14 protein-coding genes are annotated in these 18,528 nt (G+C 72.2%); 4 read left to right on the forward strand and 10 right to left on the reverse strand.

Going from position 1 to position 18,528, the window contains the following annotated elements; genetic code table 11:
* Nucleotides 1-314: 314 nt before the first annotated feature.
* Nucleotides 315-950, forward strand: a complete 636-nt coding sequence (locus tag E1284_RS27000; RefSeq protein WP_131942952.1) for a hypothetical protein — start codon at nt 315-317, stop codon at nt 948-950.
* A gap of 6 nt (nt 951-956) precedes the next feature.
* Entirely contained in the window at nt 957-3,248 is a 2,292-nt protein-coding gene (locus E1284_RS27005) for a protein kinase domain-containing protein (RefSeq protein ID WP_131942953.1), read from the forward strand.
* On the opposite strand, the gene E1284_RS27010 is transcribed toward E1284_RS27005, so the two are convergent.
* Together E1284_RS27010 and E1284_RS27015 are read right to left on the reverse strand one after the other, a co-directional pair.
* On the reverse strand, nt 3,227-3,901 hold the full coding sequence (locus E1284_RS27010) for a DUF7019 family protein (RefSeq protein WP_131942954.1): 675 nt from the start codon (nt 3,899-3,901) through the stop codon (nt 3,227-3,229). The two genes, E1284_RS27005 and E1284_RS27010, sit on opposite strands and share 22 nt — an antisense overlap.
* A gap of 281 nt (nt 3,902-4,182) precedes the next feature.
* Nucleotides 4,183-5,532: a cytochrome P450 gene (locus E1284_RS27015; RefSeq protein WP_165965446.1), complete on the reverse strand. Its 1,350-nt coding sequence runs from the start codon at nt 5,530-5,532 to the stop codon at nt 4,183-4,185.
* A 116-nt stretch (nt 5,533-5,648) separates the two neighbouring features.
* Between E1284_RS27015 and E1284_RS27020 the strand changes: the two genes are divergently transcribed.
* Complete coding sequence (locus E1284_RS27020) at nt 5,649-6,302, forward strand: TetR/AcrR family transcriptional regulator (RefSeq protein WP_165965447.1); 654 nt, start codon at nt 5,649-5,651, stop codon at nt 6,300-6,302.
* 39 nt (nt 6,303-6,341) lie between these two features.
* Here E1284_RS27020 and E1284_RS27025 read toward each other — a convergent pair whose 3' ends face one another.
* The 6 genes from E1284_RS27025 to E1284_RS27050 are packed head-to-tail and all read right to left on the reverse strand — an operon-like array spanning nt 6,342 to nt 15,682.
* Nucleotides 6,342-10,043, reverse strand: a complete 3,702-nt coding sequence (locus tag E1284_RS27025) for a hypothetical protein (protein ID WP_131942956.1) — start codon at nt 10,041-10,043, stop codon at nt 6,342-6,344.
* On the reverse strand, nt 10,040-11,074 hold the full coding sequence (locus E1284_RS27030; RefSeq protein ID WP_131942957.1) for a protein kinase family protein: 1,035 nt from the start codon (nt 11,072-11,074) through the stop codon (nt 10,040-10,042). Before E1284_RS27030 ends, E1284_RS27025 begins: the two co-directional genes overlap by 4 nt.
* A 13-nt stretch (nt 11,075-11,087) precedes the next feature.
* Complete coding sequence (locus E1284_RS27035) at nt 11,088-12,104, reverse strand: hypothetical protein (RefSeq protein WP_131942958.1); 1,017 nt, start codon at nt 12,102-12,104, stop codon at nt 11,088-11,090.
* On the reverse strand, nt 12,104-13,510 hold the full coding sequence (locus E1284_RS27040) for a VWA domain-containing protein (RefSeq protein WP_131942959.1): 1,407 nt from the start codon (nt 13,508-13,510) through the stop codon (nt 12,104-12,106). Before E1284_RS27040 ends, E1284_RS27035 begins: the two co-directional genes overlap by 1 nt.
* A gap of 11 nt (nt 13,511-13,521) precedes the next feature.
* Complete coding sequence (locus tag E1284_RS27045) at nt 13,522-14,715, reverse strand: SpoIIE family protein phosphatase (RefSeq protein ID WP_131942960.1); 1,194 nt, start codon at nt 14,713-14,715, stop codon at nt 13,522-13,524.
* 49 nt (nt 14,716-14,764) lie between these two features.
* Nucleotides 14,765-15,682, reverse strand: coding sequence for a hypothetical protein (locus tag E1284_RS27050; RefSeq protein WP_131942961.1), 918 nt, complete (start codon nt 15,680-15,682; stop codon nt 14,765-14,767).
* Nucleotides 15,683-15,817: 135 nt separating this feature from the next.
* On the opposite strand from E1284_RS27050, the gene E1284_RS27055 reads away from it, so the two are divergent.
* Nucleotides 15,818-16,864, forward strand: coding sequence for an FHA domain-containing protein (locus E1284_RS27055; protein ID WP_131942962.1), 1,047 nt, complete (start codon nt 15,818-15,820; stop codon nt 16,862-16,864).
* A gap of 32 nt (nt 16,865-16,896) precedes the next feature.
* Here the strand turns inward: E1284_RS27055 and E1284_RS27060 are convergent, their stop codons facing one another.
* Both E1284_RS27060 and E1284_RS27065 read right to left on the reverse strand, forming a co-directional pair.
* Nucleotides 16,897-17,463, reverse strand: a complete 567-nt coding sequence (locus tag E1284_RS27060) for a P-loop nucleotide/nucleoside kinase family protein (protein WP_131942963.1) — start codon at nt 17,461-17,463, stop codon at nt 16,897-16,899.
* 92 nt (nt 17,464-17,555) lie between these two features.
* On the reverse strand, nt 17,556-18,482 hold the full coding sequence (locus tag E1284_RS27065; RefSeq protein ID WP_131942964.1) for a Rieske (2Fe-2S) protein: 927 nt from the start codon (nt 18,480-18,482) through the stop codon (nt 17,556-17,558).
* Between the last annotated feature and the right edge of the window lie 46 nt (nt 18,483-18,528).

Raw genomic sequence — 18,528 nt, forward strand, 5'->3', positions numbered from 1 at the left:
AGAGACAGCCCCCTGGACACCCACCTGGCCCACCAAACCCGCCAAGCCAACTAACGAAGCGGCATAGGCGCCTATTGATGGACAGCGAGTGCTTGCGGTGAGAGCATTGAAGTGCCGGAGAGTAAGGGGGCACTGGCGTTTGCCAAGTCAGAGAGCAAGACTATAGGCAGCGCTTTCGCTGCGATACTCGGCGGACCGATTCCTGGTCAAGTTCATCATGCTGTGGAAGTTCACCGGAGTGGGGCGCGGGAGGATCGATGAGAGGACGCATCGCAAGTCAGAGCAGGGGCATTTCTGCCTTCATCCTTCTCGGGGTGGCCGTCACTGCCCATGTACTGTTATTTCCCCTAGGTCTTCCCTCTGATGCGCCCGTGATCCTCGCCTATTCGGCGGCTTGTGGCCTGCTCCTTGCCCCCTTCTACTTCATGGGTAGTCGCGCAGGCTGCATGTTCGTACCACTCAGCCAGCAGATCTACCGGCACCAAGAACAGTACGGTCGGCCACCGGACGAGCAGGACCCGATGATCGCGCAGACGAAACGGCTGGGCATCTGGATGCTGCTCCCGCGCGTTCTGCGTCTTGTACTGCTCGGAGGTACCGCCTATGTGGGCTACCGCGTCGGCTGGGAACTCGACTTCGAGTCGCAGCACTTCCTTCTCGTCGTGATCTGGGCGGCGGGAGTGTTCGCTTCACGCGGCGGATTCAACCGGAAGTCGCACATCCCCAGACGCAATGCGCTCATGCTGGCAGCGACGGTATCGGCGATCGCCATACTCATGCCCGCCCCGTTGGCGCTGTTCATGACGACTACGCTCATCATCGACGGCCTGGTAGGTTGCGTCAGCCTCGGGATCTTCCAGAACCCGTCAATGTACTCCCAGCAGACAATGGAGAGTATCGGCGTGATGCGCTATCTCCGCTCAGTCCCGCAGGACCGGCTGCAGGAGTGACCGGGGGTGCGCAATCTGATCCGCCGTCGGCCGCTGTCCCCCGACGAACTGCGGCGCCATGCCGAACTCGCACTCGAGCGAGGGGATCGTGCGGGCGCCTTGGCGGCACTGGAAACTGCGGTGCGGGCCGCCCCCGAAGATTCCACGAACCATCTCCGCCTCGGCCGCCTGCTGCTGTCATTCGGCAGTCCCGAGGCGGCACGCCAAGCCTTCAGCGCGGCGACCGTGCTGCAACCGACGTGCGCCGAGGCCAAACGAGCCCTCGCGGACATACCGCCACGCCCCGAGCAGCCGATCGAGTTCGAGGTGGGCGACGTCATCCATGCCGGCACCCACCGGTACCACGTGACCGGCGTCCGCGTCGGCGGGTTCTCCGTCGTGTACCTGGCCGACCTCGAGGAGGCGGGAAACCGCAGCAAAGTGGCGCTGAAGACGTTCCGCGGGCAGACAGGTTGGAACCGGCACGACCGGGAGCGCCTGTCCCATGAGGCGACGGCCTGGCTCAGGCTCCCGCCACACCCCAACGTCACCACCGCCCTCATGTTCGAGATGATCGACGACGTCCCCTACCTCCTACTGGAGCAGGCGGCTGACGGTGATTTGGCGTCCCTGCTGGCGCAAGGCGCGCTCGCTCCCGCCACATGCATCGATTACGGCGCACAAATTTGCGACGCCATGACCTTTCTTTCCCGTCACGGCGTCCGCGCACACGGAGACCTCACTCCCGCCAACTGCCTCATCCGCGACGAAGACCAGATCATGCTCACCGACTTCGGCGCTGCGGCGGCGGTCCGCGAGGCCGAGGTGCTCCGCGGCGAGTTGGGTACGTTGAACCCCGCAACCGCTCGTCGCTACGTCACCCGCCCGGCGACCGCGCACTATCTACCGCCGGAATGGCGGGATTCCGGGCGCCGGACCATGCGCGGTGACCTCTACTCGTTCGGCGTCCTACTGTTCGTGATGCTCGGCGGTCGTCCCGAAGACGCCGCCAGAGCCACACGCAACGACAAGGCCGCGCCGACCGCGCTGCCGGCAAGGCTCGCCGACCTGATCCGCCGCTGTACCGAGCCGTCGCCGCGCCGCCGCCCGTCGTCCTTCCGCGCGGTTCGCGGCGAACTCGCCGCGATCCGCCGCGATTTCCCGAAGTCCCGCCCGACCCGCAACGCCGCCCCGCGGCGGCCGAATCCTCCAGACCTGCCTGAGGGAATCAAGCCGGCATCCCGCGAAGCCCGAGCAGCGCTTCTGAAGCTGCGGGCCACCTCGCTCTTGTGGCTCGGCCGCTATCGCAGGTGCTACAGGATGCTCAATGCGGCCCTACGACTGGACGGCAGCGACGCCGGGACATGGTCGCTCAAGGCGATCCTGCTTTCGACCCTCGGCGATCGTCAAGGCGCCTTGGAAGCAGCTGAGAAGGCGTCTGCGCTGGCCGCCGGGGACCCGCAGGCTGAACTCGCGGTGGCGGCCGCATTCTTCGCAGCCGGGGACCGCGCACGCGCGTCGGACGTCCTGGCATCCGCGATGGCGTCACCCGACCATGCCCACTCAGCAGCCGCGCTGGCGTGTGTGGCCGCGGCGGACGCCGGACGTTGGAACGAGTGCTTAACCTGGGTGGACCGTGCACTGGCCCGGGATCGCAATTACCGGTTGCTCACCCTCAAGGCGCTCGCGCAATACTTCCACGGAGACCGCGACGCGGCTCTCGGCACCGCTGCGGAGGTCATTCGGCATCGCCCGCTCATCCGCCTCGCCTGGGTTGTCCGCTGTCTGGTCCACCTCGCGCGGCATGACATTCAGGAGGCGGAAGTGAGCTATGCGCGCGTCCGGGACCTGTCACCCGTCCTCAGCGCGTCGACCTGGGCGCTGCGCGGGCGTTTCGCAGCGGAGCACCACCGTTACGACGAGGCGGGACGGTCAGTCCTCGAGGCGCGGGCCACCCTGACGGAGGCGGAATCCGTGGACCGGCACGTCGCCGGGGCGGTTCTCGCGGATGGAGCCTGGGCCGAGCACGCACTGGAGCAGTCCCGCAACGTCGCCGACCTGGCCGCACGTGCCCTGAGTCTGGCCCGCTCGGGGCCGCCCGCGCACTACCGCTCCCTCGCACTGATCGCCGAGGCAAGCGAACTGGACCCGACGTCCAAGCACATCACGGACTGCATCTGGCTGCTGATCCATACGCTGGGCGGTCTGTCCAAGGCGACCGACCTTGCCCGCACCCACTACTCCGGTCCGGAACTTGACCGAATCGTCCAAGTTCTCACTGATCGTGTGTGGACTGCTCAGTCCGCGAGCGCCACGTAAAGGGGCGTGCCGAGGAGGACCTTCCGGTTCCCGTCCCTTGAGACACCCTCCAGAAGACGGCGCGCAACGAACTCCACCTCCTGGACCACTCCGGGCAGGACATCGACCGCGGTCTCCAGAGCGTCCAACTCCCAAGCGCTACCGGCGCTCTCACTACCTCGCAGCAGTCGTATGGCCAAGGCGTCGCTCGGCGACGCAGGGTCAGCGCTCCGCAGGGCATCGAGCATGGCGGGGGCGTTGGAGCCGGACCGGCGGCTCTCCATGCCGGAAGGCTCCCCGACGACGTTGCCGCTCGACCCGCCCAGTCCGAGCACCCGGTCCCCCGACTCTCCCGCGAAGAAGACCACGGCGCCGTCAACCGCTCCGAGCGTCCCCCACCTCATCGGCAGGCGTCCCGCGACGTACTGTGCAGGCTCCTGAATCGACCCGACCGCGTTCTCACGGTCGAGATGGCCGAGGACCAATCGCAATTTCGAGTAGAACGTCTCGGGGGCGGCCTCAAACGATATGCTCCCCTTAACGAGCTTCAAGTCGACCTCCAGCTGACCCGCCAGCTTACGCCGCTCCCGCATCGTGATCTGGGCATAGAGCGCTTCGACCTTCTCCGGCGAAAAGTAGAGAAAGTGCTTCGGCCAGCCAGTCGTCCCGAACACCCCGGGGCACCCCTCTCATCGTCGGTCTCAGCGAGAGAGTACCGATCGGGGCAGGCCGACAACAGCGAATGACGGCAACGGGCGGATTCACGTAGGCGGCGCGTTGATACAACTTTCCAGCTCCACGTGGACCACCACATGCAGGCATACACATGGCATGGGATCGTGCTCGTGCATGGCGCGAAGCACGCACGGCGGCTCACGACGCGACGAGGATGACGCGGTCGCCGTCCGGGAGGTAGAGCAGCGCCATCGTCCTGAGCCGGCGCGGGACGGCGCGGTCAGGCGCCCTCGGCCGGGACGGGCCGCACGGACGCGGTGGGCGGGGTGAAGGTGCAGGGGAGGCGTTTGTAGCCGTTGATGAAGCCGGACATCAGGCGGTCGGGCTCGCCGGCGGTGATGTCGGGCAGGCGCGTGAACAGTTCGCGGAACATCACGGTGATCTCGCGCCGGGCCAGGTTGGCGCCCAGGCAGAAGTGCGGCCCGGGGCCGCCGAAGCCGACGTGCGGGTTCGGTGAGCGGAGGATGTCGAAGCGGTCCGGGTCGGTGAAGACCGCTTCGTCCCGGTTCGCGGACCAGTAGAACAGCGTCACCCGGTCGCCCTTGCGGAAGGTGTGGCCGTTCATCTCGTAGTCGCGCGTGACGTTGCGGCGCATGAAGATGACCGGGCTGCTGTAGCGGACGATCTCCTCGATGGCCCCGGCGATGCGTCCGTCGAAGTCCTCCAGGAGGAGTTCGCGCTGGTCGGGGTGCTCGGTGAACAGTTTCAGGCCGTGCGCGATCGCGTTGCGCGTGGTCTCGTTCCCGGCGACGACCAGGAGCAGGAAGAACGCGGCGAACTCGCGGGGGCTGAGCCGTTCGCCGTCGACGTTGGCGTTCACCAGGGCCGAGGTCAGGTCGTCGGTGGGTGCGCCCTTGCGCTCCCGTCCGAGCTTGAAGGCGAGGCGGTGCAGCCGCCAGCCCGCCGACGCGATCGTGCCCAGCATCCGGATCGTGGCGAGCCGGCCCAGCTTCGCGGTGCCGCCGCTGCCGTACTCGACGGTGGCGCCCACGTACTCGGGGTCGCTGTAGCCGACGATGATGTTCGTCCACTCCACCACCCGGCGGTGGTGCTGGACGGGGATGCCGAGCATGTCGCAGATGACCTCGACCGGCAGCCGCGCCGCGCACTGGGAGACGAAGTCGCCGCCGCCGGCCTCGATCAGCTCGTCCACGATCCGGGCGGCGCGCCGCGCGATGTCGTCCTCGGCCTTGGCCAGCATCTTCGGGGTGAACGCGCGGGACACGATCCGGCGGATCTCGGCGTGCCGCGGATCGTCCATGTCGATCATCGAGTTGAAGTACTTGTCCATCCAGCGCGGCATGTCGGCCGGGCTGGTGGCGCTGGGCTCGCTGCTGAACACCTGCGGGTTGCGGCTGGCCTCCGTCACCTCGGCGTGGTGGGTCAGCGCCCACGAACCCGGGCTCTGCGGGAGGAACGGCAGCTTGGGCAGGGTGAAGAACTCCGGCCGCGGCTGCGCGCGCAGCAGCGCGAACGCCTGCGCCCGCTCGTCCAGCGGGCGGGCCCAGAACCGCAGATCGCTCAGGTCGATGTCCGCCGGAGTCAACTGCCGGGGGGTCTCTGTGGCCACCGGACCTCACGCTCCCGTCTCGTCCCACGATTCTGGTGAAGCGTCACACCAGATATCTGGTGCCAAGCGTCCCCAGATCTCCGGGTGAAGTCAAGGGATGCGGCACAATCGGGGCTGTGACGTCCGAGCCCGCACCCGAGCGCCCGTACCGCGGCGTGCCCGCCGACCAGCGCCGGGCCCGCCGCCGCGCCGCACTGCTGGCGGCCGGGCTCGAACTGCTGGGCACGCAGGGCTGGGCCGCCGCGACCGTCCGGAAGGTGTGCGCCGAGGCGGGGCTCAACGACCGCTACTTCTACGAGAGCTTCCCGGACCGGGACGCCTTGCTCCTGGCGGTCATCGACGACCAGGTCGCCCAGGGCACCGACGTGATCCTGTCCGCCGCCCGCGAGGCCCCGCGCGACCCGCAGGCCCGCACCCGCGCCGTGGTGACGGCCATCCTCGACTTCCTGACCGGCGACCCGCGCCGCGCCCACATCCTCACCCACGCGTTCCCGGCCTCGCCCCTGCTCCAGCGGCGCCGCATCGAGATCGTCCGGACCATGGCCGCGATCTTCGCCGCCCAGACCCACGAGACCCTCGACCAGGTCCTCCTGCCCGACATCGACGTGGAGCTGACCGGCCTGACACTCACCGCCGGCCTCTGGGAGGTGTTCACCACCTGGTTCCGCGGCGACCTGAGCATCGACCGCGACCACCTCGTCGACTACACGGTCGCCCTGATCCTCAGCACCACCGAACTCGCCACCCCGCTCCACCACCGCCTCCACTGACGGCCGAACCGGACGGCGCACGGTCCGCCGCCGACGGCTCTAGACCGCGGGCGACGGGTGCCAGCCGTCGGAACTCCACAGGGCCAGCAGGACGTCCTCGGCCGGACGGCCGGAGAGGACGACGACCTCCGGCCACAGCCGCCGCGGCAGCCCGTGCTGGACGATCAGCCGGTAGGCGGCGGCGTCGCCGCCCAACTGGAGGAGGTCGCCGAGGATCTTGGCGTCCCTCGGGTGCGGGTCGGCCCGGTCGACGAGATCGAGCAGCGCGTGGCCGTGGTGCCCGAGTTCGGTGAGGCCGTCCTGCCCGGCGGCGCGGAGCCAGGCGCTGACGGCGGGGCTCGGGCAGGGGAACCGCGCCAGCAGCGCGGCGATCGGGGCACCGGACGGGCCGGCGAGCAGCGGCAGCCAGCGGTCGCCCCAGGAGCGCACGGCGGCCGCGGCTCCCGGACGGGTCTGCTGGAGGACGGCGACGTCGCGGGCCATCGCGGCGCCGTAAAGGGACGCCACGGCGAAGAGGTCGTCGTCCGGGTCGAGCGGTCCGAGGGTGCGGAGCAGTGCGCGGCCCGAGTCGTCGAGGTTGCGGTTCAGGGCGACGCGGGCCTGGGCGAAGGTGAGGTCTCCGCCGAGCATCAGGGCCAGGACCCGTTCGGCCTCCGGATGGTCCAGGAGGCCGGGCAGCGCGTCGCGGACGGTCTGCCGGGCGAGGTTCCACTCCGGATGACCGGCCGCCAGGCGCAGGAGGCGGAGGCGCTGGCTCGGGAAGACCAGATCCCGGATGAGGGGCAGCAGCGCGGGGCGGGCCTCCAGCAGCTCCACCAGCGCGACGCCCTCCGTCCTGCCGACGCCGAGGCTGCGCGGCTGGGTGCCGAGGACGCCCGACAGCACCTCGCGCGGCAGGTTCTCGCCATCGACCAGCCAGGTGCGGAGGCGCCCCGGATCCTCGATGAGCATCGCCAGCGCGTCGTCGAGGACGACGCCGGCCGCCAGTTCCGCGGCCGTCCAGGAGGCGGCCGCCTCGGCGGCGAACACCGGGGCGTCGTCGGCCACGGCGCCGATGTTCAGGAAGGCGGTGACGACGTCGCTCGCCTCGATCCCGGCGCCGGCGGCGAACCGCTCCAGCGTCTCCAGCAGGTCGGTCCGCAGGCCGGCGGACGCCGCGGCGCGGAGCACGTGCGCGGAGAAGCGCGGCAGGAGGTCGGCGGCGTCGGGGAAGGCGTCCAGGACGGGGGCGAGGTCGAGCCGGCCGAACGTCCGCAGCCATCCGGCGGACGCCGCCGGGGACGCCAGCAGGCGCGGCCACTGGCCGGTCGGCGCCTCCAGCAGCGCGCGGACGGCGTAGCGGGCCTCCACCCCGGCCTGACGGGCGATCTCCAGCAGCGCGCGGGCGTCCACCGCGCCGTCCGGGTCGCGCTCCACGACGAGCGCCCAGCCGAGGCCGAGCGCCGACAGGTGCTCGGGCTGCCGCAGCCCTTCGAGCAGCAGCCGCCACGCCGTCGGCGTGTACTGGCCGAGGAGGTCGAGGTCGGGGCCGTCGACGAACGGCCGCAGCACCTCGAACAACCGGTCGGAGCCGAGCCGCCCCACGAGGAACTGGAGGCTGGGCGCGGGGACGTCCAGCAGCGCGTCCACCAGGGGCTGCTCCAGCGGTTCGACCGCGTCGAGCAGCGACGCGACCGGGTACGTGGGCAGCGCGGTGGCGAGCCTGCCGAGCAGGCCGAGCCGGCGGACGCCCTCCCGCGTGTAGAGGAGCTCCTGCAGGGACAGGTCGCCGAGCCGCGACTCGGGGTCGTAGATCTGGGCGAGCCGGGGCGCCACCGGCAGGAGGCGCAGGGTCACGTCGCCGTGCAGGCTGTCGGTGGTGCGGGTGAGGAGCGCGTGCATCAGGTCGTTGCGCAGGGCCCCCGACGACGGCATGCCGAGCAGGACGGACGCTGCGTCGCGCAGCCGCACGCGCATCTGGTGCCAGTTCTCGTTCCGCAGCCCGGGCCGGCCGCGCATGTCCGCGATCCGCAGCAGGAGTTCGGTGTCGGACCCGTAGAGCGCGGTGATCTCGTCCAGCTCGGTGCGCAGCTGCCTGCCCTGGTCCTTGCCAGCCCGCCCCTGCCTGTACTTGAACGTGTCCTCGTTCAAGGCGAGGGCCCAGCCGGGGGCGAACGTCCGGCGCTTGAACGCCGCGCCGCCCTGGCCTTTCAGCACTTCGGTCGCGTAGGCGTTCAGGTCCGGGTCGTTCAGGTAGGGGAGCGTGTCGGCGCTGCGGCCCGCGATCCGGGGGCCGCGCGCCCGGCCGGGCAGGATCTCGTCGTAGTCGGATGGGAGGGCGGCGGCGAGCCGGCTCCCGGCCCGTCCGGCGACCACGATCCGGGCGGACGGTGCCAGCCGGCGCACGGTCGCCAGCACGTCCCCGAAGCGTTCCGGTTCGAGCATCAGCCAGCCCGCGCCCGACAGCAGCGCCGCCATCGCCGAGGCCTGTCGGTGGGCGGGGAGCGCCGCCACCGCGATCACGTCCGGGCCGTGCTCCTCCAGCAGCCCGAGCCGCACCGACTCCGGGTTCACCTGGACCGCCGGAACCGACCGGCGCGCCCGCGCGCGGACACCGGCGCCGGCGACGACCCTCGCCGTCATCGGGCGGGTCGAGGTCACGACGACGGTGACCACCGAGCCGACGCTGTAGGAGGCGGTGAGGTCGATGAACCGGGTGGCCTTGCGCTCCCCCTCGGGCGTGTTCTGCCAGTAGACGTTGAACGGCCACTTCTCCGAGCCGTCGGCGAGCACCTCGACCCTGACCCTGTCCTTGGCCACCTCGATGACGGAGGCGGACAGGCGCTCCCCGACCAGCGACTGCTTCCACTCGTCCCGCGTCTCGTGGGACGGCCGGCACGCCGCCTCGTCGAACAGCACCACGCAGGACGCTCCGCGCACGCGCCGCTCCGCCTCGGCGGTGCGCTCCACGGCAGCGGCGGACGCCAGCGTCTCCGCCAGCCGTCCCGCCACCAGGTACGGCACGCTCGCGAAACCCGACGCGCGCAGGTACTCGTCCTGTCCGGCGCCGTCGACGACGCCCCACGAGCCGGGGGCCAGCCCGCCGCACATCCAGCCGGCGAGCCGCAGCAGCATCCCGATCTGCGCCTCGCGCCACTCGGCCCGCCCGGCGCCGGGCCCCGGCACGGCGCCGCACAGCATCTGCGTGGTCGGCAGCGACATGCCCGACGCGTCCGGCAGCCGGCCCTCCAGCGGCCGGTAGAGGTGCCGGCCGATCCCGACCAGCCGGATCCCGCCGCCGTTCTCCACCAGGTGGTCGGGCGACAGCTCCATCGGGACGAACCCCCGCTCGGCGAACCGGTCGAGCGCGTCCCCGAGCGGGACCAGCAGCCGCAGCGCCGCGGCGGGCTTCCACCGGCGTCCCGCGTGCAACTGGGCCAGCAGGTCGTCCGGTTCGATCAGCTGGTCCAGCGGGACCTTCGACCGGCCCGGCGCCCACGCGGTGATGACGGCGGGCGGCGACTCGGCGGCGTCCACCAGGTCCAGCAGCGCCGGGACGGCCGGGCCGCCGATGCCGAGCAGCGCCAGCGCGTCCGCCCGCTCCCGGCGGTCGGCGAAGCGGCGCAGCGCGCCGAAGGTGTTGCCGCTCTCGTCGCCGACCAGGTCGACCTGGTGCGGGCGGGTGCCGTCGTGCGGACGCAGATGCCCCGGCCGCCACTGGCCGGCGCGCACCGTCCACGCCCGGCCGGACCGCCCGATCACCGGACCCCCAGCAGCACCGACGACAGCACGGCGCCGTCGCGCGCCCGCGCCAGGTCCGCCTGGATCGACTGGACGTTGCGGGTCCGGTAGGCGGGCTCGGCCAGGCAGCTGGCGATGAGCGTGGTGAGGATCGGGCTGCCGCCGAGCGACGCGAGCCGCTGCTTGGCCACCCCGTGCTCGTGGGCCGTTCCGTACAGCTGCCGCTTCATGTCCTCGTCCAGCCGGGACAGGCCGAGCGCCTCGGCGAGCGTGGCGCCCAGCAGGTAGATGTCGAACCGCTCCGCCGCCTTGTCCAGCTCCGGGCTGCGGGTCGCGCCGTGCGGCACCGGCGGGCCGTAGGCGGGGGTGGTGGTGCTGATCGGCCGGCCGTCGACGACCGCCGCGTCGTAGTCGATCAGGACGTACTGCTCGGGCGGCCCCAGCACCAGCACGTTCTCCGGTTTCAGGTCGGCGTGGATCCAGTACTCCTCCTTGCGGCCCGGCGTGCGGCGCTTGACCGGCCGCCGGGCGTGCAGCGCGCCGAGCGCGCCGCACAGCTGCTCGGCCAGGTCGATCAGCTCGTCCTCGGTGAAGGGGCGGTTCTCGGCGCGGCGCGCCTTGATGTCGTCCTCCAGGGTGCGGACGGGGCGGCCGGGAATCCCGACGAACTCGGTGACGACGAAGTACTCGGCCTCGTCGGCGGCGATCCCGCACGCCTCCAGGGTGGGGGACGGCTCGGGCAGCACGTCGATCACGGGCGGGGCCTGCTGGGTCACCTGCATCGCCTGGTAGACGGCCTTCAGGCCCTGCTGCTGCTGGGCCTTGCTGCGGTCGAGGCGGGGCCGCCAGCTCTCGTCCCGCAGATGGCCCTCGTCCCACCACAGGCCCTTGAGCACGGTCATGCCGCCGCACCAGGTGTCCTCGGTGAGCAGCGCGTAGCCCTGCCCGGCGCCCGCCAGCAGCCGCACCACCCGGAACCGGCCGTCGCCGTAGCCGTCACGGCGGTAGGCGACCTTCCCGACCTGGTCGGAGTCGATCTGCTCCACGTTCACTCGGCCTCCACGCTCACTCGTCGTCGCCGCGGTCGGAGACGATCAGCCGGATCCGGCCCTCGCCGAGCCACAGCTCGTCGCCCTCGATCAGCGGGTAGCGCTCGCCGTGGTCGAGCCGGTTGTCCAGCGGCAGCCCGTCGGCGCCGACCCTCGGGTTGAGGAAGGTGTCGCCGCCGGAGCCGCGGTGGACGACGACCGGCCAGCCCCCGTCGTCCGGCTCGACCTGGAGGTGACGGCGGCTGATCGCGTGCGCGGACCGGTCGTCCAGCCCGGCGGTGAGGTCGGTGACGTCCGGGCGGGACGGGCCGCCGCGGCCCAGGACCAGCCCGTCCTGCGGCAGCGGGATGCGGCCGCGCTCCCGGCCGTCCACGAACAGCGTCAGCAGCGGCGCGACCGCCTTCGGGACGGGGGTGTAGACCTGCTCGACGGCCGGGTAACTGCAGAACTTGCACAGCCGGTCCGCACCGCGCCGGAGCACCGGGACGGCCTGGCCCGCGTAGTTGCACTTGTCGGGTGGGCCGGTGCACGTCCACACCTCGTCCTCGCCCATGGTGACGATGCCGGCCTTGCGCGCCTTCTTGCGGCGGGCCTCGGCGACCTGCTCGTCGGTCGCGGGCAGCAGCCGGCGGGGGCGGAGCACGACGCTGCGGTCCTTCTGGATGCTGAACGACCAGACCCGCTCGGCCTCCTTCTCCAGCCAGGGATGGTCGCGGCGCGCGTCCACGAAGTTGTCGCGGCTGACGACCGCGGCGCCGAGCTGGGCCGCCAGGTTCAGCGCCAGGTCGTCGGCGTCGCCCGGGGCGGTCTGCAGCCAGCCCTCCTGGTGGGCGGTGTCCGACCGGCCCCGGTCGGCGAGCCGCTGCTCGGCCGACGCGTCGATCACGGCGCGGACGAGGGCGCCCGGCCAGATGTCCAGGCAGGCCCGCTTCACGCGCTCCACCCGGGCGAAGCGCCACTCCGGCGGTGCCCCGCCGCGGCGGTTCTTGCAGGCGATGTTGGCCGCGTCCAGCACGACGGCGCCGACGTTCATCACCAGTCCTCTGTCTCGCTGCCGTCCGGGCGGCGCACCGAAGCGGAACGGGCGCCCTCCTCGCGCTGGACGGTGCGGCGGCCGGAGTGGCGCCGGCCGAGCACGGTCGGGTCGAGCTTCGGACGGGCTCGGAGCATCTCGTTGGGGCTGGTGCGGCTGGTGCTCGACCTCGACCGCTGCTCGTTGCGGACGTCGTTGGGGTCGAGGCCCTCCTGGAGCCCGCGGAGCGCGATGTCGTAGTCGTTCGCCAGATCGCCCAGCCCCTCCTGGAGCGCCCGGTGCTTCGCCTCGGCGTAAATGTCGGCGTGGACGGACGGGTTCGCGTGCCTGATCTTCTCAGCGGTCTCGGTCTCCAGGTCGATGGCCCTGACCTGGTCCATGAGCTGTTCGAGGTTGACCGTCGGGCGCTCGGCGATGCCGCTGATCGCGCCGTTCGCCTCGTCCAGGGCGAGTGTCCCGGTGGCGGTGCGCACCGTGCCGGTCGCCTTCACGATCGGCAGATGCCGCGTGATCCTCCGGTCCGGGGCCCGCAGCCGGAGCACGTACATCGGCCGCTCGTCGCCGGTGCCGACCGCGCCGAGCGGGATCGTCACCCGCTGCGCGCCGTCGATCCCGGCCGTGACCGGCACGCCGAGGCGCATCCGCGCCGGGTTCACCCGGTAGACGGCGGTGATCGGGAACAGCGGATGGACGTCGACGACCAGCTCGCCGCCGGCCGCCGCGATGTTCTGGCCCTGCCGGGCGAGCCGCCCAACGATCTCCTTGATGACGGCCTCGGAGCCGTCCCGGGAGGCCACGTGGCCGTTGCTCCCGAGAGCGCTGATCGCCTGCAGGAGCTCGAAGTTCGCGTCCTTGCCCATGCCGACGGCATCGGTGTAGACGTCGCGGCCCGCGGCCTTCGCCGCGACGGCGGCCAGCGCACGCGGATCGGTCGTCCCGTGGTTCGGTTCGCCGTCGCTGAACAGGATGGCCCGCCGGGAGGCGGCCGGGGACCGTCCCAGCCGGTCGTACGCGAGGAGCAGCCCGGCCTCGATGTTGGTGACCCCGTACTGGGGCGCGCTCTCGCGTTCCAGCCGTCCGGAGTCGCGCAGCTCCGCCACCGTGGTGGTGTCGGCGATCGCCCAGGCCCGGTCGCTGAACGCCACGACCTGGATCGAGTCCCGGTCGGGGAGGTTGCGCAGCAGCTCCCCGATGGCGTTCAGCGCCAGCGTCCAGCGGCTGGTGCCGCCCGACCTCTCGGCGGGCCAGCTCATCGACTGGCTGGCGTCCAGGACGATCGCGTACGAGGCGCCGGGACCGGGCTCGGCTCCCCGGACGGGCGCGATCGGCGAGGTGTGGACGGCGACGGCGAACTCCGCACCGGCACCGACCGGATCGGAGTCGATGGAGATCTCGGCAGCGGGCATCGGGCTCCCTCTCAGTCGAGCGCGCGGATCTCGGCGATCACCGCGGTGGCGTTGTCCCGGCCGCCGAGCCGCTCCGCGCGGGCGACGAGCGCGGCCGCGAGCGCGGCGGGACGGGGGTGCTCGGTGGCGAGCGCGGCCAGGTCGGCGCCGAACCACGTGCCGCCGTCGGCGACCGCGGCACCGTCGCTGAGCAGGGCGATCCGGTCGCCCGCGGCGGCGCGGAGGGTGCCGCGGTAGGGCTGGTCGGCCTCGCCGCCGAGGTGCTGGGCGAGGTGCGACCCGTCGGAGTCGGCGGCGGGGTCGGTCAGCAGCTTCTCGGCCAGCACCGTTTGCGCCGGGGTCAGCCGCATGGCCAGGTGGCCGCCCCTCTTCAGCGGGCGGACGAGCCAGGCGGAACTGTCGCCGAGGGAGGCCAGTTCGAGGCGTCCGTCCGGGAAGGCCTGCACGATCAGCGCCGTGGACGCGCCGGTCGGCGCGTCCCGCAGGACGGCGCGGTCCGCGATGCCGAGCGCGATCTGGAGGTCGGTCTCCTCGGGCAGGTTGTCCTCCAGGACCTTCGTGGCCGCCCGCGCGGCGCGGGCGCCCGAGCCGTCGCCCTCGCCGGTGACGCCGTCGCAGACCACCATGGCGAGGCCGCCCTTGGGCATGCGGACGACGGTGAAGGCGTCCTCGTTGTCCCAGAGGGGGTCGCCCTTGGCCTTGCGGGAGCCCACCGCGGTCTCCGCCGCCGCGCGCACGGCCACCGGGCCGCCCGGCCTCGGTCGCAGTGCCGCGTGCACCCGGGCGGGCTCGCCGCGGCCCAGGATGGCGTGCACGACCGCGTCCAGGCCGTGCGGGAAGATCCCGGCGTGCAGGTCCAGGAGGGCTTCGGCGTCGGCCGCGTCGTGGGGCGGGCGGCCCGCCGCGACCGTCAGCAGGTCGGAGGCGACGGCCCAGGCGTCCCGTTCCCGCGCGCCGGGGGTCTCGGGGACGGGCTGGGCGCTCGCCCCGTGCGGCGGGATGCTGAGGATCTGCCAGCCGGCCGACTCCTCCCAGCGCAGCGAACCCGGCCACAGGCATCCGTGGCCGGTGCGCCGGACGGCCGATCCGAGCAGCGGCCACAGCCCGCCGAGCTCGTCCATCAGCCGGTCGGCCGGCAGCCCCTCGGGGGACCCCAGTTCGGGCAGGGTCTCCTCCGGCCAGGTGACCGTTACTTCGGGTTCCACATCGACTCCTGATCGGGACGGGTCAGCTGCTCGGGATCGGGCCGGGGGATCAGCCCGCGAGCGCGATGACCAGCAGAATGAGCGCGATGCCCCACCCGGCCGCGGCGGCGGCCAGGATGAGCGTGCGCTCCTCCCGGATCTTGGCCAGCTCGGCGGTGGCGGCCTCGGCCCGCTGCTCGGCGCCGCGCCGCATGTCGTGGTTCTGCGCGGCGGCCCGCTGGGCGTGCCGCACCTGCTGCTCGGCCTCCTGCCGGACCCGCTGGACCGCTTCCCGGCCGCGGGCCTCCGCGCGCTGCTCGGCGGCGTGCACCTGGCGGTCGTGCTCCTCGCGCAACTGCCGTTCGAGCTGGTCGCCGCGGCGCCGGTAGTCCTCGCGGGCGGTCGCGGCGGCGTTGCGGTGGTCCTGCTCGGCGCGCCGCACGCGGGCCTCGAACGCCGCCGTCAGGTCGCCGCCCTCGCCGGCCGGGAAGCCGGGCGGGCGGCGGGGCGGACCCGGTGGCGGCTCGTCCGCGAACAGCGCCACCGGCTCGTCCGCCACGCCCACCGCGGGCTGCTCGACGGGGAAGACCAGCACCTCCGCGCGGAGGGTGGCCGCGTCGAGGATGCGGACCCGGCGCCAGCCGCTGACGCCGTCCGGGACGCCGGCCGGAACGTGCAGCGGCCGGCCGGATCCGAGCGTCACGGACTGGCCGTCGGCGCGGGCCCAGAGCACTTCGCCGTCGGTGAGCACGGAGGCGGTGAGCTCGGGCGCGGGGGCGGGGGCCCGCGGTTCCGGTTCGTCGTCGTCGAGGGACAGCCAGGTGGAACGAGCGGGGGACGGCTGCGGGTCGTCGGACTGCCCGGCTTCGTCGTCGTCGAGGGACGCCCAGATAGACGCGGGGGTGGACGCGGGGGTGGACGCGGGGGTCTTCTTCGGAGGTTCGGGTACCGGTTCCGGGTCGTCGTCGAGCAGATCCCATGCCGTCACAGAAATCCCCCGCGGATATATGTGCATCGCCCAGCAGCGTGGACTGTACATTGTGAGGCACGAATGCGGCGCCCATCAAGGTTTCGGGATATGTCTGCTTTCTTGACGTCTGACCTAAACGAGGCGGATGCCCTGTTGGATATCTCCAACATCGTCCGCGACGACCGCCTCGGCGGGCGGGGGCCGGCCGATCTGATCCGCATGGAGCGCGTCGGGGAGGCACTCGCGTCCCTCTACGGCGCCGCGCGGGCCGCCATGCTCGCGGTGGCCGACGACAGCCTGATCTCGCGGAACGATCTCTTTCTGCTGCCCCGGCAGCGGCGAACGGTGCGCGGCTGGGCCGAGAGCGGGCTGATGCTCACCGCCGGCAAGGCCGACGTTCCATTGTTGCGGATCGCCGAGGAAACGGGCCTCCCCATCATCACCCGTGACCGTTTCACGGGTCACCGGCGGGAGTTCCCGTGGCTCAACGGAAGTGACGATGCCGTCCTGGAGCCGCGGACCGACCGGCACGGCGAGGTGTCCCTTCATCACGTCACCCTGCACACCAAGGATGAATGGCAGATATCGGTCAGCGAGGAGAATGACCTGCTGGTCCAGCAGGGCCTGGCGGCAAAGCGCGAGGCGCTGGGCCGGTTCTGGAGCTGCCCCGAGCCGCGCTGCCCCCGGCACGACCCGGCCAAGAGCTCCTTCGTCCTGCTGCCGCGTGTCCGGGGCGGCCGCCTGGTCTGCGACCAGCACGGGCTGGAGATGACCGACCTCGGCCCGCGCCCGCGGCTCGCCCAGCTCAAGATCATGCGGTCCGGCGCGGAGGTGCACCGCTTCTCGGTGGCCGAGGGCACCGCCGTCACCGCCGGCCGCTCACCCGGCCCCGCCGACCTGACCCCCTTCCTGGACGACAGCACACGGCGCGGCGTGAGCCGCGCCCACCTGCGCTTCGAGCTCGACGGCCCGCAGCTGACGGTCACGGACCTGAGCCGCAACGGCACCACCCTGATCCGCCGCGACGGCACCGAGCACGACCTGCGCGGCGGCACCCGGCCGTTCTCGGTCGGGGACCGCGCCCGCATCCACCCGTCCCTGGAGATCATCCGCAGCGGACGCCGCTACCCCTCGGAACTGGCCATCGAACGCGCCCCGGCACGTCCGGTGGAGCCGCCGCCCCCGACCGTCTCCTTCTGACCTGCCGGGTCCGCCCCGACGGCGGCGCCTGTTCAGAGCGGGACGTTCCCGGCGGGACGGCCGGCGAAATCCGCGATGTCGGTGAGGACGGGGCGGTAGTCGTCGGTCGTGTCCACGATGAGGGTCGGCAGGTCCATGCGGATGGGGACGTAGGCGTCCAGGGAGTGGCGGCCGTCGGCGATCGCCTCCAGCAGGTCGAGGTCGCCGTGGGCCGCCCGATGCTCCTGTTCGACCCGCTGGACGATCCGCTCGTGCGCGATGGCGCTCTCGACCGTGCACCGGACGACCCGGACATCGGCCAAGGCCGTGAGCGGCTCCAGATTCGGCCGCCACACCCGGTCCTGGTAGGCCGCTTCCGCGACGACGGTGACCCCGGCCTCCAGCAGGAGCCTCAAGACCCCGAAGAAGGCGTGCACCGTCGGAAGGTTGAGCGGGTCGTCGCCACCGCCCCGGTACCCGGGTGTGGCCAGGACCATGCCCTGCTTGATCTCGTCCCGGACGACGGCCGGGCAGCCCAGGACCCCGGCGAGCCGGTGCGCCAGAGTCGTCTTGCCCGTCCCCGGCCCGCCGCTCACCACCACCAGCGTCGGCAACCCCATGACGCAACCCTCCCACGCCGTCCGCACACGGAAGGGCCGTCCGCGCGATCAGGGCGGTGAGCGGCTCCAGGCCCGGGCCACCGGGCCCGACGTCAGGACGGGATACGCGTGAGCACGCGGCGGTTCGTCCTGGTGGCGCGCTTCTCGTGCTTGTCCCCCGGCAGGCCCGTCGGGGCGAGGCGCACCTCGATCCGGCCGCCTTCGACGCGGGTCTCGTAGCAGGGCTGCGGGGTGCTGGCCGGGCCGCGCCGGACGCTGCCGTCGGCGAACCGGAACGTGCTGCCGTGCCACGGGCAGGTGACGCAGCCCTGCTCGAACGTGCCCTCGCCGAGCGGGCCGCCCATGTGGCTGCAGGTGGCGGCGAGGCCGTACACCTTCCCGTCCATCTTGTGGAGCAGGACCTGCACGCCGGCCGCGTCGACCACGCGGTGCCGGCCCTCGGTCAGCTCGTCCGCGCCCATCACCGGCGTCCAGTCCTGCGGGCCCTCCTGCCAGGCGGTGCGGTTGACGTTGACGCCCTTGACGAACGACAGGTGCCCGCCCAGGTACGCGCCCACCGACATGACGCCGAACCCGGCGTACCCCAGCGCCTTGCCCGTGGTCCGGTCGCCCTTGGCGCGCATGATGGCCGACGCCGTGTACAGGGAGAGCGCCACCGTGTTGACGGTCGCGTGGACGTACCCCACCCGGCGGTCGCCCTCCAGGGTGTCGGACCAGTCGTTCAGCCCCGTGAGGGCGGTCGGAACGGCGGAGATGATCCCGGTCGTCACCAGCATGTCCGCGGCCATCTGGTCCTCGCGGCGGCCCACGGCGTCCAGCAGAGCGGCCATGGTCCAGGCGCCGATCGTCACGTCGGTGAGCGATGGATGCAGCGGATGGCCGAGGTTCGTCCCGCTGAGCAGGTTGCGGATCAGGCGCGGCCGCACCGCCGCCTGGACCGCCTTGCTCACCGGTTTGGCGACCCCGTCGAGCGCCTTCGCCCGTTCCAGCCGACGCACCATTCTCTGCGGCATGCTCATCCCAGCCTCCCCCAGGGCAGACAACATGTAGTCCGCTCCTATCCCC

Origin of the sequence: Actinomadura bangladeshensis (genome assembly GCF_004348335.1) — a bacterium.
Classification (GTDB): Bacteria; Actinomycetota; Actinomycetes; order Streptosporangiales; family Streptosporangiaceae; genus Spirillospora; species Spirillospora bangladeshensis.

What these genes read in the sequence shown, in the direction of transcription:
- E1284_RS27060 (WP_131942963.1), bottom strand. Translation starts at nt 17,463, where the DNA reads ATGGGGTTGCCGACGCTGGTGGTGGTGAGCGGCGGGCCGGGGACGGGC.
- E1284_RS27035 (WP_131942958.1), bottom strand. Translation starts at nt 12,104, where the DNA reads ATGAACGTCGGCGCCGTCGTGCTGGACGCGGCCAACATCGCCTGCAAG.
- E1284_RS27040 (WP_131942959.1), bottom strand. Translation starts at nt 13,510, where the DNA reads ATGCCCGCTGCCGAGATCTCCATCGACTCCGATCCGGTCGGTGCCGGT.
- E1284_RS27065 (WP_131942964.1), bottom strand. Translation starts at nt 18,482, where the DNA reads ATGAGCATGCCGCAGAGAATGGTGCGTCGGCTGGAACGGGCGAAGGCG.